The following is a 22075-nucleotide window of genomic DNA, read 5'->3' as shown; positions in this document are numbered from 1 at the left end:
CGCCGGCTTCGCCTGCGGCTCCGCTCCGTTCCCGCGGGCGCTCAGTCGTCGGCGGCGGGGGTGAGGGCGCGGACGACGGCGGAGGGTGAGGGACGCCGGAGCTGCTGCGCCATCCACGCGCTGGTGGCCAGCAGGCTCTCCAGGTCGACGCCGGTGCGGATCCCGGCTCCCTCCATCGCCCAGACGAGGTCCTCGGTGGCGAGGTTGCCGGTGGCGCTCTCGGCGTAGGGGCAGCCTCCGAGGCCACCGGCGGACGAGTCGACGACGGTGATGCCGTGGCGGAGTGCGACGAGGGTGTTGCTCAGGGCCTGGCCGTAGGTGTCGTGGAAGTGCACGGCCGTGCTGTCGAGGCTGATCCCCCTCTCCTGCAGCGCATCGAGGAGATGGGCGACGTGGCCGGAGGTGGCGACGCCGATGGTGTCGCCGAGCGAGAGCTGGTCGCAGCCGAGGTCCATGAGGCGCTCGGCGACGTCGACGACCTGCTGCACGGGGACGGGTCCCTCCCACGGGTCGCCGAAGCACATCGACACGTAGCCCCGGACCCAGAGACCGGCCTCCCGGGAGCGCTCGACGACGGGACGGAACATGTCGATGGACTCGTCGACGGTGCGGTTGAGGTTCTTGCGGGCGAAGGTCTCGGTCGCGCTGCCGAAGATCGCGACGGCGCCGACCCCCGCCTCGAGGGCGCGGTCGAGGCCTCGCTCGTTGGGCACGAGCACCGGCCGCTTCGGCCCGAGACCCTCGTCGCCGAGCAGCTCGAGCACCTCGGCGGCGTCGGCGAGCTGCGGCACCCACTGCGGGTTGACGAACGACGTCGTCTCGATCGTCGCGAGACCCGCGGACGCCATGCGCCGGATGAACTCGGCCTTGACCTCGGCGGGGACGACCGACTTCTCGTTCTGCAGGCCGTCACGCGCACCGACCTCGTAGATCGTGATCTCCGACGGGAGCGTCGGGTCGGCCTCGACCTGGGGAGTGCGCATGCTCATGCCTCATCCTGACACGCACCTCGTGCGAGTCCTCCGGACCTGGGCACGCGTGGAGGGCCCGGCGGGATACCTTGTCGCCATGAGCGAGAACGACAAGGACCCGCAGCAGGGGGAGTACTCGGATCCGACGGCCAGCCCGGACTGGACGGCACCCCATGCCTCCTCCCAGGACCCGACCCCTCCCGTGCCCGAGTCGCCGCAGCCGCAGTCGGCGCCGACCGAGCACATCCCCCAGGGCGGCGACACCCAGGCGGCCCCGCAGGCGCCCGTTCCCCCGGTCCCACCGGCCCCGCAGTACCCCGGCTACGACGCTCCCCCCGTGCAGCCGCGTGGCGACAGCAACCCGTACCTCGGGTCGAGCGCCCAGCCGACGAACCCGTATGCCGCGACCCCGCCACCGCCCCCGGCGGACCCGTACGGCCTGCCGCAGCAGCCGGCATACGACCCGTATGCCGCGACCGGTGCGCAGGCCCAGCCCGGCGGCTACCCGCCCTACCAGGCCCCCGGACAGTGGCAGGCCCCTCCGGCCGCTTACGGCGCCCCGCCGCCGCAGAACACGAGCGCGCTGGTCCTCACCATCGTCTCCGGACTCGCCCTCGTGAGCTGCTGCAACATCTTCGTCATCCCCTCCCTGGTCCTCGGCATCATGGGCCTGACCAAGAACAACGACGATCCGGTGGGTGCGCGGCGCCTGACGAAGTTCGGCTGGATCGGCTTCGGCATCGCGGTCGCTCTCGTCATCATCGCCGTCATCGTCTTCATCGCGGTGGGTGCTGCCGGCGGCTTCGACAGCAACAGCAGCTACGACTCCGACTACTCGTACTGAGGTCGCGTGACTGACGGCGCACTCATCGTCCAGAGCGACAAGACGCTCCTCCTCGAGGTCGAGCACCCGAGGTCGGCGGAGGCGCGTCGGGCGATCGCACCGTTCGCCGAGCTCGAGCGGGCGCCCGAGCACATCCACACCTACCGGATCACGCCCCTGGGCCTGTGGAACGCACGGGCCGCCGGGCACGACGCCGAGCAGGTCGTCGACGCCCTGGTGACGCACAGCCGCTACCCCGTGCCGCACGCGCTGCTCGTCGACGTCGCCGACACGATGGCGCGCTACGGCCGGCTCACCCTCACCAAGGACGACGACGGGCGGCTCGTCCTGCGCACCACCGACCGGGCCGTGCTCACCGAGGTGTTGCGGCACAAGCGGATCAAGCCACTCATCGGGGAGCGCCTCGACGAGGACACGGTCGTCGTGCACCCGAGCGAGCGCGGCCACCTCAAGCAGGAGCTGCTCAAGGTCGGGTGGCCGGCCGAGGACGAGGCGGGCTACGTCGACGGCGAGGCGCACGCCATCAGCCTCGACCAGAGCGGGGGCTGGACGCTGCGGCCCTACCAGGAGCAGGCGGTCGACGGGTTCTGGGACGGCGGCTCGGGAGTCGTCGTCCTCCCCTGCGGCGCAGGCAAGACGCTCGTCGGCGCCGGTGCCATGGCCAAGGCCTCCGCGACGACGCTCATCCTCGTGACCAACACCGTGTCGGCGCGCCAGTGGAAGGACGAGCTGCTCCGGCGCACGAGCCTCACCGAGGACGAGATCGGCGAGTACTCCGGCGCCCGCAAGGAGATCCGCCCGGTCACCATCGCGACCTACCAGGTGCTCACGACGCGCCGCAAGGGCGTCTACACGCACCTCGACCTGCTCGACGCCCGCGACTGGGGGCTCGTGGTCTACGACGAGGTGCACCTCCTCCCGGCGCCGATCTTCCGGATGACGGCCGACCTCCAGGCCCGGCGCCGGCTCGGGCTCACCGCGACCCTTGTCCGTGAGGACGGCCTCGAGTCCGACGTCTTCTCGCTCATCGGGCCCAAGCGGTTCGACGCGCCGTGGAAGGACATCGAGGCGCAGGGCTACATCGCGCCCGCCGACTGCGTCGAGGTCCGGGTCACGCTCCCGGACGGACAACGGATGGCGTATGCCGTCGCGGAGCCCGAGGACCGCTACCGCCTCGCCTCCTGCTCGGACTCCAAGCTCCCGGTCGTCGAGAAGCTCGTCGCGCGCCACCGTGGTGAGCCCACGCTCGTGATCGGCCAGTACCTCGACCAGCTCGACGAGCTCTCGCACCGGCTCGGGGCCGACGTCATCACCGGCGAGACGTCGGTGACGGAGCGGCAGCGCCTCTACGACGCCTTCCGCGTCGGTGAGATCAGCCTGCTCGTCGTCTCGAAGGTCGCGAACTTCTCCATCGACCTCCCCGAGGCCAGCGTGGCCATCCAGGTGTCGGGCACGTTCGGCTCGCGCCAGGAGGAGGCCCAGCGCCTCGGACGGGTGCTCCGCCCCAAGGGTGACGGCCGCACCGCGCACTTCTACACCGTCGTGGCCCGCGACACGGTCGACGCAGACTTCGCCGCCCACCGGCAGCGCTTCCTGGCCGAGCAGGGCTACGCCTACCGCATCATCGACGCCACCGACCTCGACTAGACCTCGAGACGATCACCGGTTGACGAGACGAGCACCCAGACGTGCTCGTCTCGCCACAGGGTGCTCGTCTGAGCCGACGCGCCGACACGCGACGCGAGCGGACGGCATACGAGAGCGAAGCGTGTGAGAGTGGCGCGCATGACGCAGCCGCCGCAGGGCACCCCGACCGAGCCCACCGCCCAGCCGACTCGGTTCCGGGTCCGCCAGAAGCTCACGATGATGGTCAACCGCTACGAGATCCACGGCGTCGGACCCGACGGCACCGAGGTCGGGCTGTGGGCGTTCGCCGAGCAGAAGCGGCTGGCGTTCAAGGAGCAGGTGACGTTCTTCTCCGACGCGGGCAAGAGCCAGCCGGTGTTCGGGTTCAAGGCCCGCACCCGGATGGACCTCGGCGCGACCTACGACATCACCGACGCTGCGGGAGGGGCGATCGGACAGTTCCGCAAGGACTTCGGCAAGTCGCTGCTGCGCTCGACGTGGCACCTCACCGACGGTGCGAACCGCGTCTCGCTCGGCCAGGAACGCAACCACACGATCGCCATCGTGCGGCGCATCTGGGACTTCGTCCCGGTCATCGGTGAGATCCCGGTGCCGTTCCTCTTCCACTTCGACTTCACGCTCCCCGACGGCCAGGTCGTCATGAGCAGCACCAAGAAGCCGGCGCTGCGAGACGTCTACGAGGTCGAGCTCCCCCCGGTGGACGGCCACCCGATCGACTGGCGCATCGGCGCTGCGATGGCCGTCGCCCTCGACGCCCTCCAGTCCCGCTAGGCCGCGACCGGCGCGCGCGTGCACGGACCCGCACGGGCGAGGACACGGCATACGTCCAGCGAACTCCCAGACAGCGGCGGGAGACTGGTCCCGTGAGCGCCAACCCAGCAGCCCCCGAGGCCACGCTCCTCGTCGTCGAGGACGAGCCCAACATCCGCGAGCTCCTCGCCACGTCCCTGCGGTTCGCCGGATTCGAGGTCGTCACCGCAGCCACCGGCGGTGACGCCGTCCGGCTCGCCGAGGAGAGCCACCCCGATCTCTGCGTCCTCGACGTCATGCTGCCCGACATGGACGGCTTCGCCGTGACGCGCAAGCTGCGAGAGTCCGGGCGCCACGTGCCGATCGTCTTCGTCACCGCGCGCGACTCGGTCGACGACAAGATCAAGGGTCTCACCGTCGGGGGTGACGACTACGTCACCAAGCCGTTCAGCCTCGAGGAGGTCGTCGCGCGCATCCGGGCCGTCCTGCGCCGCACCCGTGGCGAGCTCGACGACAGCGCCTCGCTGCGGTTCGAGGACCTCGAGCTCGACGAGGACAGCCACGAGGTGCGCCGCGCCGGCCGCGTCATCGAGACGAGCCCGACGGAGTTCAAGCTCCTCCGCTACCTCATGCTCAACCCCAACCGGGTGCTGTCCAAGGCGCAGATCCTCGACCACGTGTGGGAGTACGACTTCCGCGGCGAGAGCGGCATCGTCGAGTCCTACATCTCCTACCTGCGCCGCAAGATCGACACCGAGGGCCTGCCCTCGCTCATCCACACCAAGCGCGGTGTGGGCTACGTGCTGCGCCTGCCGCCGCAGACCTGAGGTCACTCACCTCATGTCGTCGACCGTTCCGTCCCAGGCCGTGGTCAAGCGGCTCGAGGCGATGCCGCTGCGTGTGCGCCTCGTCGCCATCGTCCTCGTCGTCCTCGCGGCGGCGCTCCTCGTCTCCAACCTGGCGACGGCCTACCTCATGCAGCGCGACCTCCTCGGCCGCGTCGACTCCGAGCTCAAGGGCGTCGCCAAACCCGTTGCGACACAGGCGTTGACGGACCTCACCAAGGGCGACGACGACACGACGCCGACCAACTACGCCTTCGTCCTCTTCCCCGTCAACGGCGAGACCATGAGCGTCAACCCCACCACCGAGCGGATGCACCCCGAGGTGCCGCGGCTCGCGCTCACGGACCGACGAGTTCGCAACGGCAAGCCGTTCACCGTGCAGTCCGTCGACGGCGAGATGGACTGGCGCTTCATCGCCGGCACCGTCGGCAAGGACGAGGCGACGTTCGCGGTCGGCGTGCCGCTGCGCTCGGTCAAGCAGACCGTGGCGCGACTCCTCGTGACGACCGGAGCGCTCAGCGCCCTCGTCCTCGCCGGGTCGGCACTGCTCGGGTGGTATGCCGTCCGCCGCGCCTTCCGCCCGCTCACCCAGATCGAAGACACCGCCGCCGCGATCGCCGGTGGCGACCTCACCCGGCGCATCCCGGTGCGGGCGGCCGACGACGAGGTGACCTCGCTGTCGCGCAGCCTCAACGTCATGCTCGCCCAGATCGAGTCGTCGTTCGCCGTGCGCGAGGCATCCGAGGACCGCATGCGCCAGTTCGTCGCCGACGCCAGCCACGAGCTGCGCACCCCCCTCGCCACCGTGCGCGGCTACGCCGAGCTGCACCGGCAGGGAGCCATCTCCGACCCCGAGGACACCCGCGCCGCCATGGAGCGCATCGAGTCCGAGTCGGGTCGCATGAGCGGCCTCGTCGAGGACCTGCTCACCCTGGCCCGGCTCGACGAGGAGCCCACGACGGCGATGGGCGAGGTCGACCTCACCGTCCTCGCGGCCGACGCGACCGCCGATGCGCGGGCCCGTGAGCCCGAGCGCCGCATCTCGCTCACCGGCCTCGCCGGGCCCGTCGACGCCACCGTCGTGTGGGGGTCGGAGTCGCGTCTGCGACAGGTCGTCACCAACCTCGTCGCCAACGCCGTCCGGCACACGCCAGCGGGCACTGCCATCGAACTGGCCGTGGGCGTCGACGGCGCCGACGGCGTCCTCGAGGTGCGTGACCACGGTGACGGAATCCCTTCTGGCACAGCGCATCGAGTGTTCGAACGGTTCTACCGCGCGGACCCGTCCCGCGGCCGCACCGCCGGTGGTGGCAACGGTCTCGGCCTCGCCATCGTCGCTGCGATCGTCAGCTCGCACCGGGGGCGTGTCGGGGTCCAGGAGACCCCCGGCGGCGGCGCCACGTTCGTCGTGCGGATTCCCACAGGCGCCTCACAGGCCCGGCCCAGCGGCTCTTGATGTCGGGGCACTTGAGTGAGGAGTGCCAGCCCGACGAAGGAGACGCAATGAGCGACCAGCAGCCCGGAACGACCGGACAGCAGACCGGCACGAACCCCGAGGCTCCGAAGGCTCCCGAGGCTCCCGCCTCGACCTCCGCCCCCACCCCCGCCACCCCCGGCACCTCCGCCGGCTCCGACACCCACGCCGGGTACGCCGGTGGCGCGACCACCCAGACGCTCCCGCAGCAGGCCACGCGCGAACACCCCGCGGTGGGGCACGCGCCGGGCGGATACGGCACGGGCCACGCCCCGGACGGCCGCACCGCGTCGGACCACGGCCACCCCGCGCCGACCACCTGGTACGGCGCCCACGAACCCGCAGGACCGGTCTTTCCCCCTCCGCCGGCCCCCGGGGCAGCACCGCAGGGCCCTCGTCCGGAGCCGCGCCCGCGGCGCCGCGTCGGTGAGCTCTTCGCGGTCGCTGCGCTGACCGCCGCCCTCGCGTCGGGAGGCACCTATGCCGCGACCCAGCTGGGGTCGCAGGACACGCAGGCCGCCTCCTCTGCGTCGTCCTCCTCCAGTCTGGGTCGCGGCACCTCGACGGCGCCGGTCTCGCAGAGCAACCCGCAGGCCCCCAACTGGACCGACACGGCCTCCGCCGTGTCGCCGAGCGTGGTCGCGATCAAGACCGACAGCGGCGAGGGCTCCGGCGTCATCATCGACGGCTCGGGCCACGTCCTCACCAACAACCACGTCGTCGCCGGCGCCAACGAGCTGACGGTGACGCTCTCCGACGGCCGCACGTTCAAGGGCCGGATCCAGGGCACCGACCCCTCGACCGACCTCGCGGTCGTGACGATCGAGGGCGCGCCCAAGGCCCTCCAGCCCATCTCCATCGGCGACTCCGACGCGCTCAAGGTCGGCGACCCGGTCATGGCGGTCGGCAACCCGCTCGGGCTCGCCGGCACGGTCACGACGGGCATCGTCAGCGCCCTCAACCGCCCCGTCACGACCGAGGCCGCGCAGGAGCAGCCGCAGCAGCAGAACCCGTTCGGCCAGCAGCCCCAGCAGCAGTCGAACAGCGAGCCCGTCGTCACCAACGCCATCCAGACCTCGGCGGCGATCAACCCCGGCAACAGCGGTGGCGCCCTCGTCAACGCCGACGGCCAGCTCGTCGGCATCAACTCCTCGATCGCGTCCCTCGGGTCCTCGGGCTCGTCGCAGAGCGGCAACATCGGCATCGGCTTCGCCATCCCGGTCAAGGAGGCCGCCTCGATCGCGAAGCAGCTCATCGCCGACGGCACCGCCGAGCACGCCTACCTCGGCGTGGCACCGACCGACGGCACCGCCTCCGACGGCAGCGCCACCCGCGCCGGCGCCCAGATCCGCACCGTCTCCGAGAACACCCCCGCGCAGAAGGCCGGACTCAAGCCCGGCGACGTCATCACCGCCGTCAACGACGAGCGGGTCGACTCCGCCGAGTCGCTCGTGGCGCACATCCGCGAGTACGCCGTCGGCGACACGGTGAGGCTCACGGTGCTGCGTGACGGTGCGAGCCAGGAGATCTCGGCGACCCTCGCCGCCGCGCCGGCCAGCTGACACCGCACCAAAGGACCACCTGACCGGGTGCCCCGCTGAGTACCCCGACTCATGGAGTCGGGGTACTTCGCGTCCCACGCTGTACCCATGAGCGATCAGCTGCAGGACGTGCGGCGCCTCGAGAACGAGTTCGCCGACGCCATGAACCGGATGTATGCCGTGGGCAACGGGCTCGCCCGGATGCGCGCGGCCCTCGAGGTCCAGACCACCACGACACCCGAGTCCTGGGCCCAGCGTCCGGCAGGTCCGGCGCCCGCCGCTCCCACGGCACCCCAGCCGTCCACGCGGGCGCCGGCCACCGCCCCCGCTGCAGCACCGACCCCGACGCGACCGGCGATGCCCCAGCAGGTGCCCGTCCCCGCCGCTCCTGCCCTGCCGTCGTGGTGGCAGCGCGAGGGCGCCGTGACGCGGGTCCTCGCCCTCGCCGGTGCGGTCGTCACCCTCATCGGTGTCGCCCTGCTCCTCGCACTGGCGATGCAGCAGGGGTGGTTCGTCCCCGAGCTGCGGGTGGCCCTCGGCGTCCTCCTCGCGGTCGGCCTCGTCGTGACCGCCCATGTCGTCCGCGGCCGTGAGACGGGGCTGGGCCGCTCCAGCGCCGCTCCCGTCGCCATCGCGGCCACGGGGTATGCCGCGGGCTACCTCGACGTCGTCGCGGTCACCACGGTCTACGGCTGGGTCCCCCGCGTCGCCGGGCTGGCCGTCGCGGCCGTCGTCGCCGTGAGCGGCCTGGTCCTGGCGCGCCGCTGGGACCGGCAGCTGCTCGCCGTCGTCACCGTCCTCGGCGCGAGCCTGCTGGCCCCCGTCGTCACCGAGCGGTTCGGCGACGAGGTCTCGCTCTTCGTCGTCGTCCTGTCGGCCGCCGCGCTGCTCGCCCGGGGGGACCGTGGGTGGCCGATGCTCGCCGTCGCCCGCACCCTTCCGGCGAGCAGCCTGGTCCTGCTCGGGATCGCGGTGAACGTCGGCGACGGCGCACCCTCACGGGTCGCGATCCTCGCCGCCGGCGCCCTTGCCCTCCTCGCCGTCGTGGGGGCCGTCTCCGCGGCCCGTCACGACCGCACCGACCTCGTCGGCAGCGCCACCGTGGCCGTCTCGACCGTTGCGCTGCTCACCGCCTTCGGCGTCCACGACCAGGTGCTGCGCACGACCGGCTTCGCCCTCGTCGCCGTGGCCTTCGCCGTGGCGCTGGCCGTGACGTCGCGTTCGCCGGTCGGGCCCGTGCCGACGCCGCTGTCCACGACGTTCGGCGCCGTCTCGGGCGTCTCCGCACTGCTCGCCGTCACGAGCGGCGCCCCCGAGCGCTGGGTCGTCACCGGCATCATCCTCACGGCCCTCGGGTATGCCGCGGCCGCCGTCACGACGCGCTCCCGCGTCACGCTCTGGGTCGCAGCGGGGACGACGGTCGTCGCCTCGGTCGCCTACCTCACGCACCCCACGGCCTACATCGACATCTGGTCGGCCCGCAACCACGACGCCGCTTCCGCCCTGCTCGACAGCGCCCTCGCAGGTGGCGTGGCCGCGCTCGGCGCCTGGGGTGTCGACGTGGTCCGGGGCGTCCCGGCCCGCGTGCGTCGGCTCACCCGGGTGGCCGCTCTCATCGCCGGACTCGCCACATCGGCCGTGGCCGTCATCTCGGTCGGGCTGCTCCTCGGGGACGTCCTCGGCGCCACCTCGGCGGGCTTCCTCGCAGGCCACGCCCTCGCGACCGTGATGTGGATGGTCACGGCGGCCTGGCTGCTGGTCCACGGGCTGCGCGCCGACTCGCGTCGGGGCCTCTCGCTCCGCCTCGGGCTCGGGCTGGCCGCGGTGAGCGTCGCAAAGCTCTTCCTCTTCGACCTCGCGACCCTGGACGGGGTGTGGCGGGTGGCCGCGTTCATCGTGACGGGACTGCTCCTCCTGGCCAGCGGGACGGCATACGCGAGGGCCCTCGAGCGCACGCGGGCGCCGGAGGCCGCCGCCTGAGAGACTTCCCGCATGGAGCGGGACCAGCTGTGGGAGGAGGCCGCGCGAGTCGTCAGGGGTGACGTGCGCGGCCTCCTCTCCCTTCGTGCGGACCTCGCGCGGAGGTGGGCGGAGCCTCACCGCTGCTACCACGACCTGCGCCACCTCGACGAGGTCCTCGCTGCGCTCACCGAGCTGCGCCCCTCAGCCGTCGACTCGGACACCGACTGGGCCGCCACCGTGTTCGCGGCGTGGTTCCACGACGCGGTCTACGACGTCGAGGCCCCTGCGGACAACGAGCGGCTCAGCTCCGAGCTGGCGCGAGCGACCTTGTCCGCCAGTGGGATCGGCGGCGACGTGGTCGACCTGACGTGTGCCCTGGTCGAGGCGTCTCAGGCGCACGAGGTCCGGGACACGAGCGGACCGCACGCGGCGTTCCACGACGCCGACCTGTGGATCCTCGGCGCACCGAGCGAGCGCTTCGACACCTACTGCGCGGATGTCCGGAGGGAGTATGCCGCCGTCCCCGCCGACGCGTACGCGACCGGCAGGAGCGCGATCCTGCGGCCCTTCCTGCAGCGGGAGACGATCTATCGCACCGAGCACGCCCGACGGTTGTGGGAGTCGGCGGCCCGCGACAACCTGTCGCGCGAGCTGGACCGGCTCGCGGGACCCCAGTGACGTCAGGGCGCTGAAGCCCGGGAGGCTCGCGCGGGACGCGACATCAGCCGGTCGACGACGAGCCCGAGGGCGCCGGCCACCGCGACGCCACCGATGGCCCCGAGCAACGGGTTCTGCTCGACCCAGTGACCGGCGAGCGCGCCGATGGCGACCGACCAGGTCGCCCAGCTGGTCGCGGCCAGCGCCGACAGGAGCACGAACCGCCGCTGCGAGAACGCCCCCGCTCCTGCCGTGACGTTGACGCCGACCCTGCCGACGGGGATGTAGCGGGCAACGACGATGGCGAGGCCACCGCGACGCTCGAGCTCGGCCTCGGCACGCAGAAAGGCCGCGCGCAGCTTCGGGCGAGGGCTGGTCCTCAGGCGGGTGAGACCGGAGCGCCGCGCCACGGTGAAGGTGAGGTTGTCACCGACGAATGCCCCGGCCGCCGCGACGGCGCCGAGGGCGATCAGGTGCGGCGATCCCGAGGCCGCGCCGAACGCGGCGAGGGCGATGACCACCGAGTCGCTCGGTACCGGAGGCAGCAGCGCGTCGAAGGTCGCGAGGAGGAAGAGTGCCGGGAGCAGCCAGAGCGCAGCGGCGTTCTGCTCGATGAGGGTGTTGACGGCGTCGAACACGCGAATCTCCCCTGGGCACAGGCATTTCAGGCCCGACGTCGGTCGGCGGGTGTTCCTGCCCTCCCATCGTGGACGCCCGGCTCGACCGCCACCATGGGGTGCCGCACCGGCGCCACCCTGAGTGGCCCCGGGTGAGCTCAGGGACGCGAGCCGGGGTCGACGTCAGGGACGGAGGCCGGGAACGGCCGGGGCCTGCCGCGACGTCAGTGACCGTGGCCCACGACGCCGTCCGCGCCGGGGGCGACGAGCGGCCACCAGTGCCGCTCTCCCAGCTCACCCTGCTGCCGCCCCGTGGGCAGCCACCGACCGCCGAGCAGACCGGCCGCAGGGAGCACGAAGAGCGCGAAGCAGGCCGTCGGGACCGGCCACGGGTAGTCCGCGTCCGGCTCACGCACGACGTTGCGCACGTAGCCGAGGAACCGCGCTCGCTCGGCCCGCACACCCAGGTCGTCACCGAGGGCACGGACGGCGTCACTCGCGCGCTCGCAATCGGCGACCGGTCGCGTCGGCAGGTCGAGCCCTCGCCCGTCGGGCCGCTCGACGACGTGGAGCCCACGCTGGTCGCGGAGCACCGCGCGGACGACGACGGTGCGCGGCGGCGCGTCGTCCTGGCGCGAGGCGATGACGTCGGCACGACCACCCGGCGGGAGCCACGGCGCGTCCGGGGTGCTGAGGACGACGCGCTCGTGCTTGCGCTTCGGGATGCGGAGTCCGCTGTGCTGCAGGCGTCTGAGGAGCTCGCGGCCCTCGGTCGGGACCGCCCCTGCCGCGACGACAGCGTCGTAGCGCTCCTCCGGCACGTCGTAGTGGTCCCCCTCGAACCCCCGTCTGGGGATGCCGGCACGCTGCGCGAAGTCGTGCAGCTCCTCGAACGAGGTGTCGCTCACGAGGTGGGACCACAGCCGTCCGTGGGCCGGCCAGGCGGGCGGGTCGATGAGCAGCACCCCGCGATCGTATGCCGGGCTGCTCGCGGAGGCTGTGGACAACTCCGCGGCGTCCTCGGCGGTTCTCCCTACCGTCGTCCCCAAGGTCGCACCGTCCGGTGCGGCGAGGACAGAGGGGACCCACCATGGCAACGCAGTTCCAGGTCGACACCGACCGCATCTCGGCGGCCTCCGGCGACATCGCCCGCATCTCCGGTGAGATCGAGGCGCAGGTCGCCCAGATGCTGGCCCGGCTCACCGCGCTCCAGGACGCGTGGAAGGGCGGGGCCGCGACCCAGTTCCACGGGGTCGTCACCCAGTGGCAGGGCACCCAGCGTCAGGTCCAGGCGTCGCTCGACTCGATCGGTCAGGTGCTCGCGGCCGCCGGTGCGCAGTACGCCGAGACCGAGGCGCAGAACATGCGGATGTTCACCTGAGCAGCACCCGTTCGACTTATTGCCCCATTGGGCCCGAGCAGCGAAGGTGAACCTCCGCTGGAAGGGGCCCAATGGGGCAATAAGTCGCAGGTCACTCGGTCGTGACCGCCCGGAGGATGTCGAGTCGCGAGGCCCGCCACCCCGGCCACCACGCCGCGAGGATCCCGACGAGCCCTGACAGCGCCACGAAGAGCACGAGCTGGGGCCACGGCACCGCGAGCACGTCGATGCCGTCGTCGGCGAGCGAGCGCTGCAGCGCGACCCCGAAGGCCACCCCCAGACCGATCCCGAGCGCCGCACCCAGCAGGGCGATGACGATCGACTCGAGTCGCAGCATCCGCTTGAGCTGGCGGCGGCTGAGCCCGACGGCGCGGAGCAGCCCGATCTCGCGGGTCCGCTCGATCACCGACAGCGCCAGGGTGTTGATGATGCCGAGGATGGCGATGATGACGGCCAGGCCGAGCAGGGCGTAGATGAGGTAGAGCATCTGGTTGATCTGGCTGCGCTGCTCGTCGGCGAACTCGCCCTGGTCTTTGACCGTGACGACCGGCAGGTCGGCGAGCGCCCGGTCGAGGTCGCGCCCCACCTGGGCCGGGACGGTGCCGGGCTCACGGGCGACGAAGACGAACGAGTCGGTCTTCGGGCCGCCCAGCGACTCCAGCGCCGGCAGGCTCAGGAGGTAGTCGGCCGACAGGAGCGCGGACTCGCCGTGGATCGCCCCGACCGTGAACGGCTTGGTCGTGCCACCGCGGGTGAGGTCGACCTTCGAGCCGACCTGGAGCCGGTCCGTCGTGGCCCGTTCCTGCGAGATCGACACCGTCGTCGACGTGAGGTCGGCGAGGCGCCCCGTGACCATCGGGGTGGGGCCGAGCACCCCGACGTGGCCCGGGTCGATCCCGATGACGCCCCTGTTCTCACCCTTGGCCGAGGACTTGACGGCGTCCCAGCGGAACGCCGCGACCTCCTCGACGCCGGGGACGGCCGCGAGCTCCTTGGTGACCTCGGTGGAGAACGGCGTGCCGACCACGCTCGAGACGACGTAGTCGGCGACAAACTCCTTCTCGACCGCCTTGTCGATGCTCGCCTTCGCGCTGGCGCCGAAGACCGCCATCATCGACACGAGGGTCACGCCGATCATGAGCGCGGACGCGGTGGCACCGGTCCGGCGCGGGTTGCGCTGCGCGTTCTGCTGGGCCATGAGCCCGACGGCGCCGAAGGACCGGCGATAGAGCCAGCCGACCCCGGCGATGACGGGGCGTCCGACGATCGGGCTGATGAGCGCGACGCCCAGGACGATCCCGAGGATCCCTCCGCCGACCCAGTAGGTGGGCTTGGGGACGTCGGCGAACAGGCCGGCCCCGAGGAGCCCCGCCCCGGCGACGGTGAGCACCGTGCCGACGATGGTGCGTCCGCGCATGCCGCTCTCGGCGAGGAGGGCGTCGTCACGCATGGCCGCCACCGGCGGCACCTTGCCCGCCTTGCGGGCGGGCAGGTATGCCGCCACGAGCGTGACGACGAGGCCGACGACGAGCGAGACGATGACGGTACGCGGCGAGATGATGAGCGACTGGCCGCTGAGGTCGAGGCCGAACTGGCCGAACAGGGTCCGGATGCCGATGGCGATGACGACGCCGAGGCCCAGCCCGACGACCGACCCGACGAGCCCGATGACGGTCGCCTCGAAGAGCACCGACCGCGCCACCTGGCGCCGGGTCGAGCCGAGCGCGCGGAAGAGCGCGAGCTCACGCGACCGCTGGGCCACGAGGATGCTGAACGTGTTGACGATGAGGAACGACCCGACGACGAGCGCCACTCCGGCGAAGATCAGCAGGAACGTCGTGATGAAGCCCAGCGCCTCCTGGATGTCCGAGGCCGCCGCCTTGGCGGCCGAGTCACCGGTGACGGCCTCGACGCCCGCGGGGAGCTTTGCCGCGACGGCGTCGCGCAGCTCCTGCTGGCTCGTCCCGTCGGCCGCGGTGACCCAGATGTCGTTGTAGGTGTCCTTGCCCTCCATGAAGAGCTTGCGGGCCTCGGCGGTGTCGAAGATGGCCAGACTCGCGCCGGCGGTGCCGCCCTCCATCGTCGCGATCCCGACGAGCTTCGCCGTGATGCGCGGCTGGGCGCCGGAGCTGACGATGTTGACCTTCTCGCCGACGAGGTATCCGGCCTTGTCGGCGGTCTTCGCGTCGAGCACGACCTCGCCCGCGGCCTCGGGCCAGCGGCCGACGTCGATGCTCAGCGGCTGCAGGCCCTTGGCGGCCGGGCCGTCGGTGTAGTTGGCGCCGATCCCGGGCGGGCCGAAGCCGCCGATGAGCTTGCCGTTCTTGCCGACGACGAAGGTGCCGAAGTTCGTGATGTTGCCGTCGGCACGGGCAGCGCCGGGCGTGGAGGCGAGCTCGGTGACGAGGGAGCCCGGCACGGTGGCCGTCGACGGCTGCGCCTCGAGGTCGACCTCACCCGACACCGGCCGGACGACGACGTCGCCGACGGTGCTGTTCATGATCGAGTCGAAGCTGCGTCCCAGGGTGTCGGTGAAGACGAAGGAGCCGGCGACGAAGGCCACTCCGAGGATGATCGCGAAGGCGCTCATGAACAGCCGCAGCTTGCGGGCCATGAGGCTCTTCCAGCTGGCACGGAGCACGGGTCAGCCCTGCACCTTCGCGTCGATGCTCTTCATCGTCTCGAGGATCCGCTCCGGAGTGGGCTGACGGAGCTCGGTGACGATCCGGCCGTCGGCGAGGAAGACGACGCGGTCGGTCCAGCTCGCTGCACCGGGGTCGTGCGTCACCATGACGATGGTCTGGCCGAAGTCGTCCACCGACCGGCGCAGGAAGCCGAGCACCTCCGCGCCGGACGTCGAGTCGAGGTTGCCCGTCGGTTCGTCGGCGAAGATGATCTCGGGCCGGCTCACGAGGGCACGGGCGCACGCGACGCGCTGCTGCTGCCCTCCGGACAGCTCACCGGGGCGGTGGCCGAGCCGGTCGCGCAGGCCGACGGTCTCGATGACGAGGTCGTACCACTCGCGGTCTGGCTTGCGACCGGCGATCGAGAGCGGGAGCAGGATGTTCTCGGCAGCGTTGAGCGTCGGGATGAGGTTGAAGGACTGGAACACGAAGCCGATGTGGTCGCGCCGGACCTTGGTGAGGTCCTTCTCCTTGAGCGTGGTCAGCTCGGTGTCACCCAGGCGCACCGAGCCCCGGGTCACCGAGTCGAGCCCGGCCGCGCAGTGCATGAGCGTGGACTTGCCCGAGCCCGACGGGCCCATGATGGCGGTGAACTCCCCGGCGGCGATGTCGAGGCTGACACCCTTGAGGGCCGTGACGGCGGTGTCGCCGGAGCCGTAGGTCTTGATGAGGTCGGTGACGCGGGCAGCCACCTTCGGCGGTGCCGTCGCGGCGCTGCGCTCGGGAGCGAGGTCAGTGGTCATGCCGACCACGCTAGGCGCGCGGACGGCATACGGGCAGGGGGTTTGTCCCCGACGCGACCCTGAGAGAACCCTGACAGGACAGGGGACGCAGGAGGGCGGCCTCCCCGTGGGGAGACCGCCCTCGTGTTGGCGTGTGCCGTGGAGTCCTGATCAGGAGATCAGAAGCCCATGCCACCCATCTCGTCGCCACCGGGCATCGCCGGCGCAGCCTTCTCGGGCTTGTCGGCGATGACGGCCTCGGTCGTGAGGAACAGCGCGGCGATCGACGCGGCGTTCTGCAGCGCGGAGCGCGTCACCTTGGCCGGGTCGATGATGCCGGCCGCGATGAGGTCGACGTACTCGCCAGTGGCGGCGTTGAGGCCCCAGCCGGACTCGAGGTTCGACACCTTCTCGGTCACGACGCCACCCTCGAGACCGCCGTTGATGGCGATCTGCTTGAGCGGGGCGCTGATCGCGACACGCACGATGTTGGCGCCGGTCGCCTCGTCACCCTCGAGCTCGAGCTTGTCGAACGCAGCCTTGCCGGCCTGGAGCAGGGCGACGCCACCACCGGCGACGATCCCCTCCTCGACGGCAGCCTTGGCGTTGCGCACGGCGTCCTCGATGCGGTGCTTGCGCTCCTTGAGCTCGACCTCGGTGGCCGCGCCCGCCTTGATGACGGCGACGCCGCCGGCGAGCTTGGCGAGGCGCTCCTGGAGCTTCTCGCGGTCGTAGTCGGAGTCCGACTTCTCGATCTCGGCGCGGATCTGGTTGACGCGACCCTGGATCTGGTCGGCGTCGCCCGAGCCCTCGACGATGGTCGTCTCGTCCTTGGTGACGACGACCTTGCGGGCCTTGCCGAGCAGGTCGAGCTCGGCGGTGTCGAGCTTGAGCCCGACCTCCTCGGAGATGACCTGGCCACCGGTGAGGATGGCGATGTCGGCCAGCATGGCCTTGCGGCGGTCGCCGAAGCCGGGAGCCTTGACGGCGACCGACTTGAACGTGCCACGGATCTTGTTGACGACGAGCGTCGACAGGGCCTCGCCCTCGACGTCCTCGGCGATGATGAGGAGCGGCTTGCCGGACTGCATGACCTTCTCGAGGAGGGGCAGCAGGTCCTTGATCGAGCCGATCTTGGAGTTGACGACGAGGACGTACGGGTCGTCGAGGACGGTCTCCATGCGCTCGGCGTCGGTGACGAAGTAGTGGCTGATGTAGCCCTTGTCGAAGCGCATGCCCTCGGTGAGCTCGAGCTCGAGGCCGAAGGTGTTGCTCTCCTCGACGGTGATGACGCCTTCCTTGCCGACCTTGTCCATGGCCTCGGCGATCATCTCGCCGATCTGGGGGTCAGCAGCGGAGATCGAGGCGGTGGCAGCGATCTGCTCCTTGGTCTCGACGTCCTTGGCGTTGGCGAGCAGCTCGTCCGAGACGGCCGCGACGGCCTTCTCGATGCCGCGCTTGAGCGCCATCGGGTTGGCGCCGGCGGCAACGTTGCGCAGGCCCTCCTTGACGAGTGCCTGGGCGAGGACGGTCGCCGTCGTCGTGCCGTCACCGGCGACGTCGTCGGTCTTCTTGGCGACCTCCTTGACCAGCTCGGCGCCGATCTTCTCGTAGGGGTCGTCGAGCTCGATCTCCTTGGCGATGGACACACCGTCGTTGGTGATCGTGGGGGCGCCCCACTTCTTCTCCAGCACGACGTTGCGGCCCTTGGGACCCAGGGTGACCTTGACGGCGTCGGCGAGGATGTTCATTCCTCGCTCGAGACCGCGGCGAGCCTCTTCATCAAAAGCGATGATCTTGGCCATTCGGGTGGTTCCTCCCACACGACGAAGGTGGTGGCCAGATGGTGCCCGCGACGGACGAGCCGAGCGCGCGTGCCTCATGTCATGCACGCGTGCCGACCCTCACCGGTCTGGCCAGGATTTGTCACTCTCACGCGGAGAGTGCTAACGCCATTATTGGCACTCTCAGGTGGAGAGTGCAAACGCCCCGGTATGCCGTCCGCCCACCTCGCGAGGGCAGCTCGCCCGAGACGCGCAGAAAGTGACGAGCCGAGCACCCATCGGTGCTCGGCTCGCCAACCTCTGCTCCTGTCGGGCCACCTCGTGGTCAGCGGCCGGGCGTGCGGCGGGTCAGCGGTTCGTCGTGCGCACCAGGCGCGCGGTACCACCGTCGACGGGGACGCCGGCCACCGTGCCCCTCACGGACGCCGACCGGGACTGGGTTGCCGCGACGTACCAGCCGCCCTCCGCGGCCTCGAGCCGGTCCACCTTCCGCGCGACCCTGCCCGTCCCGACGAGGTCGAGGTCGATGGTGATGTCGGCCGCGACCCAGCCCGTGGGCGTACTCCAGCCCGAGGCGAAGGTCGTGTCGACCGTGGCCGCGCCGAGCTTGGGGCCGAGGGTCACCGCAGCGCCCGAGTCCTCACCGTTGCTGTCGGTGCCGCGCATCCTGGTGCACTCCCCCGAGTCCGGGGACGTGGTGACCGCGGGGCACTGCCAGTCGGCGAAGGAGACCCACGCGCTGGTGTACGGGCTGCCGTCGAGGGCCGTCCCGTCGGTCACGACGATGTTGCCAGTGTGGACATTGCCGGGAATCCCGGCGAAGACGCCGACCACGTGCCAGCTGGTCTCCACCGACTCGGACACGGTGACGCCGGCGGCGTGAGCCGGCGTGACGATGGCCATCGATGCTGCAGCCGCGGCGCCCACCGCGGCAATGGTGCGAACAGTGATACGAGACATGACGTTCCCCCTGGTTCCGGCACGAGGCCGTTCGTGAGCCACCCCTGCGGAGCTCCTGACCATCACTACGACACGAGCCCTCCCGAGGTTGCGTCCGACGTCGAGCAGAGTCGTGGCTCGTTCGCTCAGCGCCGGGTCTGGGTGAGGACGTGACCCGTCACGCCCGTGACGCGGACCCCGTTGTAGGTCACGGAGCCGATGGCCGCGCGCTGCCGCACCACCACGGTGTAGGTCCCGCCGGTCTCGTCGGACTGCTCGTAGACCTCTCGCGTCAGCCGGCCGGCTGCGTGAAGATCGACGGCGACGTCGACCGTGGTGGGCACTGCAGGGCCCTGTCCGTCCGAGACCTCACCGATGACGGAGGCGGACCCGGCACCCGCCCGGAGCCCTCGGTCGATGACCAGGTCCGGCGAGCTCTCGAAGTCCGTGGCACTGGTGGTGCGGACCTGCGTGCACGCGCCTTCGTCGGGTGAGGTGGTCTCGTCCGGGCACTGCCAGTCGTAGGCGCTCATCGCCGTCAGGCGACCTGTGCCGTCGCTGAGGTTGACGAAGCCGGTGTGGACGTTGCCCGGCGCCCCCGCCAGCGTCCCCTCGACGCGCCACTCCCCGATGACGGTCTGGCTGAACGGCGTGGTGGCGATGGGCGCGGCGTGGGCCGACGCCGCGACGGCAGTGAAGGTCGTGGCGGTGAGAGCGACGACACCGATGGTGCGAAGCGTGCGTGACATGACGTTGTCCCCCGGTTCTCGGCACTGGGCCGGTCGTGGGCCACGCCCTGTGGCCCTGACCCCTCAGACGCTCTCGAACCCCTCAAGGTTGCGTGCTCCGCGAAGAAGCCATCCGGGCCCGGGCGTACCGTGGGCCCGACCGTGCTCCGACCCCCAAAGACGGGGCGCGAACACGTCAGCCTTCGACCTTGTTCTCGGACCGGCGCTGGTCCTGGTCGCGGCGGCGTCGGACCTCGTGCTGGGCGATGCCGAACGCGAGGAGGACCGGCCAGACGTACTTCACCTTGTCGAGCACCCAGCGCACCCACGACGGCAGCTCCCAGTCGGGCCGGGGCAGCGAGGGCAGGTCGATCGAGGGCCAGGGCAGGGACGGCAGATCGATGTCGGGCCACGGGATGCGCGGCAGGTCGATGCTCGGCAGCCACGAGATGACGAGCCCGATGCCCAGCACCGGGATGAGAACCTTCGCGAGCGCCGCCGTCGTGTGGAGCGCGACGTGGCGGCGCGGGTGCGCTCGGACCCGCTCCTCCCTGCGCGCCGCGGCCGAACCGGCCTCGGGCACGAGGTCGACCTCGGTGCCGGCGATGACGAGCGTCGCCCGCCGCACCCCGGTGAAGCCTGCCCGGACGCGAATCTTCCCGATCTCACCGGACTGGGCCCCGGTCTCGGGCTCGGACCCCGGCGGGGACTTCGGGGTGAGCGTGACGCGGTCGTCGAGCGACTGCCGTCTCGCCACCTCGACTCCGTCGCAGGTCCACACGTACTCACGGGCGAGCCCCGAGTCGGTGACGACCACGCGATGGGTGTGACCGGCATACGCGATCTCGAAGGTCTGCCCGCTCATGGGTTCAACGATCGCGGGCCGGGCGGTGCCGTCACATCGTCCGGACGTCCAGCGCCGGTCAGACCGAAGTCGTACGCGCCGCGCGGGACCACGGGATCACAGGGTCGGGGCGTGACCCTCGAACGTCGCGCGCATGGCCCCGTCGGCCTCTGAGGACACGGGGTCCTCGAGGTCGGCGACGTAGACGGCGACGAGCGAGCGGGCCGGGTTCGAGGAAGCCTCGGCCAGCGCCTCGCCCCAGGCGGCGAGGTTGGGGTGGTCGAGCGTCGTGCAGGCCTGCGCCGGCTCGAGCGACTCGACGGCAGCCGCGAGCTGCGAGGTGGTGAGGTCGAGGGTCGCGGTCGACCCGTCGTGACCCAGGATCGTCGCGAGGACGACCGCCGGCAGGCTGTGCCGGCCACCGGGGACGTTGACGTGGGGGAAGACCCACTCGACCGAGCTCGACGCGGGACTGAGCCCGACGGCATACGCGACGGGAGGGCGCCAGCCCTCGATCTGGGCGGCGAGGTGGTCCTTGATGGCCGCGAGGCCCTCCGGCGTGCTCCAGTCGAGCTCGCTCACGGGTCAGCCCTGCGGCTGCAGACCGAGGCGACGAGCCGAACGCGCCCGCTGGCGGGTCGCGCGCTGGCGGCGCAGGCGCTTGACGAGCATCGGGTCGTGCGCGAGGGCGACCGGGCTGTCGATGAGGGCGTTGAGCACCTGGTAGTAGCGCGTGGGGCTCATGTCGAAGAGCTCCTTGATGGCCGACTCCTTGGACCCGGCGTACTTCCACCACTGCCGCTCGAAGTCGATGATCCGGCGGTCACGATCGGTCAGCCCCTCGGCCTCGGGCGTTGCGGACTGCTCTTCGTGCACGGCGTTCACGGTTCGACCCTTCATGGTGCGGCGGCTGCGAGTGCCACCCTATCGGTCGAATGACACGGCTGTCATTAGGGTCGGCGTGTCCGCTGGACAGATCTCGGGCGTGCCTACTCACGCGCCTCACGAGTCACAGGAGCCCCGTCGAGCAGGTATGCCGTGAGGTCGTCGACCGTGTCGACGATCGTCTCCGGGCCGGTCGCCTCGAGGGCGTCGCGCTCACCGGCGCCCCAGGTCACGGCGACGCCCGGCATGCCCGCGGCGCGCGCGGCGAGGATGTCGACGGTGGCGTCACCGACATAGACCGCGGTGGTGGGGTCGACGCCGACGGCGCGTGAGGCGGCGAGCAGCGGCTCGGCGTCCGGCTTGTGCCTCGTTGTGTCCTCGAGCGCCCCGACGACGTCGATGAGGTGGTCGATGCCGACGCCGGCGAGCGCGAGCCGGGCCGTCTCGCGACGCTTGCTCGTCACGACATGGACCTTCGCACCGGACGAGGTGAGGCTCTCGAGCATCTCGGGCACTCCGGCATACCGCTGGATGAGGCGCTCGGTGTTGGCGAGGTTCCACTCGCGGTAGGTGCGGTCGAGGTCGTGACCGCGTTCGGGGTCCTCCTCGAGGAGGGCGGCGAGCAGCGGGCGGCCGATCCAGGACTTGGCCCGGATCGCGTCGATCTCCTCGCCGCGCACCTCGCGGAAGGCGTGCTGGTAGCTCGCCACGATGAGCGGGATGGTGTTGGCGAGGGTGCCGTCGAGGTCGAAGAAGATCGTCTGCCAGCGCGGTGTCGTCACACCCGCCATCCTCTCGCG

The 22075-nt window shown here is 71.4% G+C and carries 21 protein-coding genes; 9 read left to right on the top strand and 12 right to left on the bottom strand.

Translation table 11 applies throughout. The features are described 5' to 3' along the window. Positions 1-41: 41 nt before the first annotated feature. The gene (locus tag ACSQ11_RS08750) at positions 42-983 is read right to left on the bottom strand and encodes a hydroxymethylglutaryl-CoA lyase (protein WP_436006735.1); all 942 of its coding nucleotides are present in this window, start codon (positions 981-983) and stop codon (positions 42-44) included. An 85-nt stretch (positions 984-1068) separates the two neighbouring features. On the opposite strand from ACSQ11_RS08750, the gene ACSQ11_RS08745 reads away from it, so the two are divergent. From ACSQ11_RS08745 to ACSQ11_RS08710, 8 genes are all read left to right on the top strand, one after another. Beyond that, positions 1069-1815 carry a hypothetical protein gene (locus ACSQ11_RS08745; protein ID WP_436004750.1) on the top strand — a complete coding sequence of 249 codons (747 nt, stop codon included), beginning with the start codon at positions 1069-1071 and terminating at the stop codon, positions 1813-1815. Between the two features lie 6 nt (positions 1816-1821). Then, complete coding sequence (locus tag ACSQ11_RS08740) at positions 1822-3462, top strand: DNA repair helicase XPB (protein ID WP_436004749.1); 1641 nt, start codon at positions 1822-1824, stop codon at positions 3460-3462. A gap of 138 nt (positions 3463-3600) precedes the next feature. Beyond that, the gene (locus tag ACSQ11_RS08735) at positions 3601-4233 is read left to right on the top strand and encodes a hypothetical protein (protein ID WP_436004748.1); all 633 of its coding nucleotides are present in this window, start codon (positions 3601-3603) and stop codon (positions 4231-4233) included. 92 nt (positions 4234-4325) lie between these two features. Further along, on the top strand, positions 4326-5039 hold the full coding sequence (locus tag ACSQ11_RS08730) for a response regulator transcription factor (protein WP_436004747.1): 714 nt from the start codon (positions 4326-4328) through the stop codon (positions 5037-5039). A 13-nt stretch (positions 5040-5052) separates the two neighbouring features. Continuing rightward, positions 5053-6513, top strand: coding sequence for an ATP-binding protein (locus tag ACSQ11_RS08725; protein WP_436004746.1), 1461 nt, complete (start codon positions 5053-5055; stop codon positions 6511-6513). A 47-nt stretch (positions 6514-6560) separates the two neighbouring features. Beyond that, on the top strand, positions 6561-8093 hold the full coding sequence (locus tag ACSQ11_RS08720) for a S1C family serine protease (protein ID WP_436004745.1): 1533 nt from the start codon (positions 6561-6563) through the stop codon (positions 8091-8093). Positions 8094-8180: 87 nt separating this feature from the next. Then, positions 8181-10052, top strand: coding sequence for a DUF2339 domain-containing protein (locus tag ACSQ11_RS08715; RefSeq protein ID WP_436004744.1), 1872 nt, complete (start codon positions 8181-8183; stop codon positions 10050-10052). Positions 10053-10064: 12 nt separating this feature from the next. Continuing rightward, positions 10065-10712 carry an HD domain-containing protein gene (locus ACSQ11_RS08710; RefSeq protein ID WP_436004743.1) on the top strand — a complete coding sequence of 216 codons (648 nt, stop codon included), beginning with the start codon at positions 10065-10067 and terminating at the stop codon, positions 10710-10712. Positions 10713-10714: 2 nt separating this feature from the next. Here the strand turns inward: ACSQ11_RS08710 and ACSQ11_RS08705 are convergent, their stop codons facing one another. Continuing rightward, positions 10715-11329, bottom strand: coding sequence for a DedA family protein (locus tag ACSQ11_RS08705; protein ID WP_436004742.1), 615 nt, complete (start codon positions 11327-11329; stop codon positions 10715-10717). Positions 11330-11532: 203 nt separating this feature from the next. After that, positions 11533-12273, bottom strand: a complete 741-nt coding sequence (locus ACSQ11_RS08700) for a DUF4031 domain-containing protein (protein WP_436004741.1) — start codon at positions 12271-12273, stop codon at positions 11533-11535. Positions 12274-12398: 125 nt separating this feature from the next. Between ACSQ11_RS08700 and ACSQ11_RS08695 the strand changes: the two genes are divergently transcribed. Next, a complete protein-coding gene (locus tag ACSQ11_RS08695; RefSeq protein ID WP_436004740.1) occupies positions 12399-12689 on the top strand; it encodes a WXG100 family type VII secretion target in 291 nt (96 codons plus the stop codon). A gap of 91 nt (positions 12690-12780) precedes the next feature. Here ACSQ11_RS08695 and ACSQ11_RS08690 read toward each other — a convergent pair whose 3' ends face one another. The 9 genes from ACSQ11_RS08690 to ACSQ11_RS08650 all read right to left on the bottom strand — a co-directional run bounded on the left by ACSQ11_RS08690 (position 12781) and on the right by ACSQ11_RS08650 (position 22066). After that, positions 12781-15330 (bottom strand): ABC transporter permease, encoded by a 2550-nt coding sequence (locus ACSQ11_RS08690; RefSeq protein ID WP_436004739.1) that lies wholly within the window; start codon positions 15328-15330, stop codon positions 12781-12783. A 3-nt stretch (positions 15331-15333) separates the two neighbouring features. Further along, entirely contained in the window at positions 15334-16116 is a 783-nt protein-coding gene (locus ACSQ11_RS08685; RefSeq protein WP_436004738.1) for an ABC transporter ATP-binding protein, read from the bottom strand. A gap of 158 nt (positions 16117-16274) precedes the next feature. Continuing rightward, the gene (gene groL / locus ACSQ11_RS08680) at positions 16275-17900 is read right to left on the bottom strand and encodes a chaperonin GroEL (RefSeq protein ID WP_436004737.1); all 1626 of its coding nucleotides are present in this window, start codon (positions 17898-17900) and stop codon (positions 16275-16277) included. A gap of 327 nt (positions 17901-18227) precedes the next feature. Beyond that, positions 18228-18839 carry a hypothetical protein gene (locus ACSQ11_RS08675; protein WP_436004736.1) on the bottom strand — a complete coding sequence of 204 codons (612 nt, stop codon included), beginning with the start codon at positions 18837-18839 and terminating at the stop codon, positions 18228-18230. A gap of 125 nt (positions 18840-18964) precedes the next feature. Further along, positions 18965-19567: a hypothetical protein gene (locus tag ACSQ11_RS08670; protein ID WP_436004735.1), complete on the bottom strand. Its 603-nt coding sequence runs from the start codon at positions 19565-19567 to the stop codon at positions 18965-18967. Positions 19568-19742: 175 nt separating this feature from the next. Further along, positions 19743-20411, bottom strand: coding sequence for a hypothetical protein (locus ACSQ11_RS08665; RefSeq protein ID WP_436004734.1), 669 nt, complete (start codon positions 20409-20411; stop codon positions 19743-19745). Positions 20412-20507: 96 nt separating this feature from the next. Then, on the bottom strand, positions 20508-20972 hold the full coding sequence (locus tag ACSQ11_RS08660) for a hypothetical protein (RefSeq protein WP_436004733.1): 465 nt from the start codon (positions 20970-20972) through the stop codon (positions 20508-20510). 3 nt (positions 20973-20975) lie between these two features. After that, positions 20976-21290 (bottom strand): DUF3263 domain-containing protein, encoded by a 315-nt coding sequence (locus tag ACSQ11_RS08655; protein ID WP_436004732.1) that lies wholly within the window; start codon positions 21288-21290, stop codon positions 20976-20978. Positions 21291-21379: 89 nt separating this feature from the next. Then, positions 21380-22066, bottom strand: coding sequence for an HAD family hydrolase (locus ACSQ11_RS08650; protein ID WP_436004731.1), 687 nt, complete (start codon positions 22064-22066; stop codon positions 21380-21382). Between the last annotated feature and the right edge of the window lie 9 nt (positions 22067-22075).

Source organism: Knoellia sp. LjRoot47, from assembly GCF_964253435.1.
Taxonomy (GTDB): Bacteria; Actinomycetota; Actinomycetes; order Actinomycetales; family Dermatophilaceae; genus Knoellia.
The sequence above is the reverse complement of the archived record's forward strand: the minus strand, read 5'-3'. Positions and strand labels throughout refer to the sequence as shown.

Bases quoted from the DNA above. Each gene is read 5' to 3' on its own strand.
- ACSQ11_RS08750 (WP_436006735.1), bottom strand. From the start codon at position 983: ATGCGCACTCCCCAGGTCGAGGCCGACCCGACGCTCCCGTCGGAGATC.
- ACSQ11_RS08745 (WP_436004750.1), top strand. From the start codon at position 1,069: ATGAGCGAGAACGACAAGGACCCGCAGCAGGGGGAGTACTCGGATCCG.
- ACSQ11_RS08735 (WP_436004748.1), top strand. From the start codon at position 3,601: ATGACGCAGCCGCCGCAGGGCACCCCGACCGAGCCCACCGCCCAGCCG.
- ACSQ11_RS08725 (WP_436004746.1), top strand. From the start codon at position 5,053: ATGTCGTCGACCGTTCCGTCCCAGGCCGTGGTCAAGCGGCTCGAGGCG.
- ACSQ11_RS08720 (WP_436004745.1), top strand. From the start codon at position 6,561: ATGAGCGACCAGCAGCCCGGAACGACCGGACAGCAGACCGGCACGAAC.
- ACSQ11_RS08715 (WP_436004744.1), top strand. From the start codon at position 8,181: ATGAGCGATCAGCTGCAGGACGTGCGGCGCCTCGAGAACGAGTTCGCC.
- ACSQ11_RS08710 (WP_436004743.1), top strand. From the start codon at position 10,065: ATGGAGCGGGACCAGCTGTGGGAGGAGGCCGCGCGAGTCGTCAGGGGT.
- ACSQ11_RS08695 (WP_436004740.1), top strand. From the start codon at position 12,399: ATGGCAACGCAGTTCCAGGTCGACACCGACCGCATCTCGGCGGCCTCC.
- ACSQ11_RS08685 (WP_436004738.1), bottom strand. From the start codon at position 16,116: ATGACCACTGACCTCGCTCCCGAGCGCAGCGCCGCGACGGCACCGCCG.
- groL (WP_436004737.1), bottom strand. From the start codon at position 17,900: ATGGCCAAGATCATCGCTTTTGATGAAGAGGCTCGCCGCGGTCTCGAG.
- ACSQ11_RS08675 (WP_436004736.1), bottom strand. From the start codon at position 18,839: ATGTCTCGTATCACTGTTCGCACCATTGCCGCGGTGGGCGCCGCGGCT.
- ACSQ11_RS08670 (WP_436004735.1), bottom strand. From the start codon at position 19,567: ATGTCACGCACGCTTCGCACCATCGGTGTCGTCGCTCTCACCGCCACG.
- ACSQ11_RS08665 (WP_436004734.1), bottom strand. From the start codon at position 20,411: ATGAGCGGGCAGACCTTCGAGATCGCGTATGCCGGTCACACCCATCGC.
- ACSQ11_RS08655 (WP_436004732.1), bottom strand. From the start codon at position 21,290: ATGAAGGGTCGAACCGTGAACGCCGTGCACGAAGAGCAGTCCGCAACG.
- ACSQ11_RS08650 (WP_436004731.1), bottom strand. From the start codon at position 22,066: ATGGCGGGTGTGACGACACCGCGCTGGCAGACGATCTTCTTCGACCTC.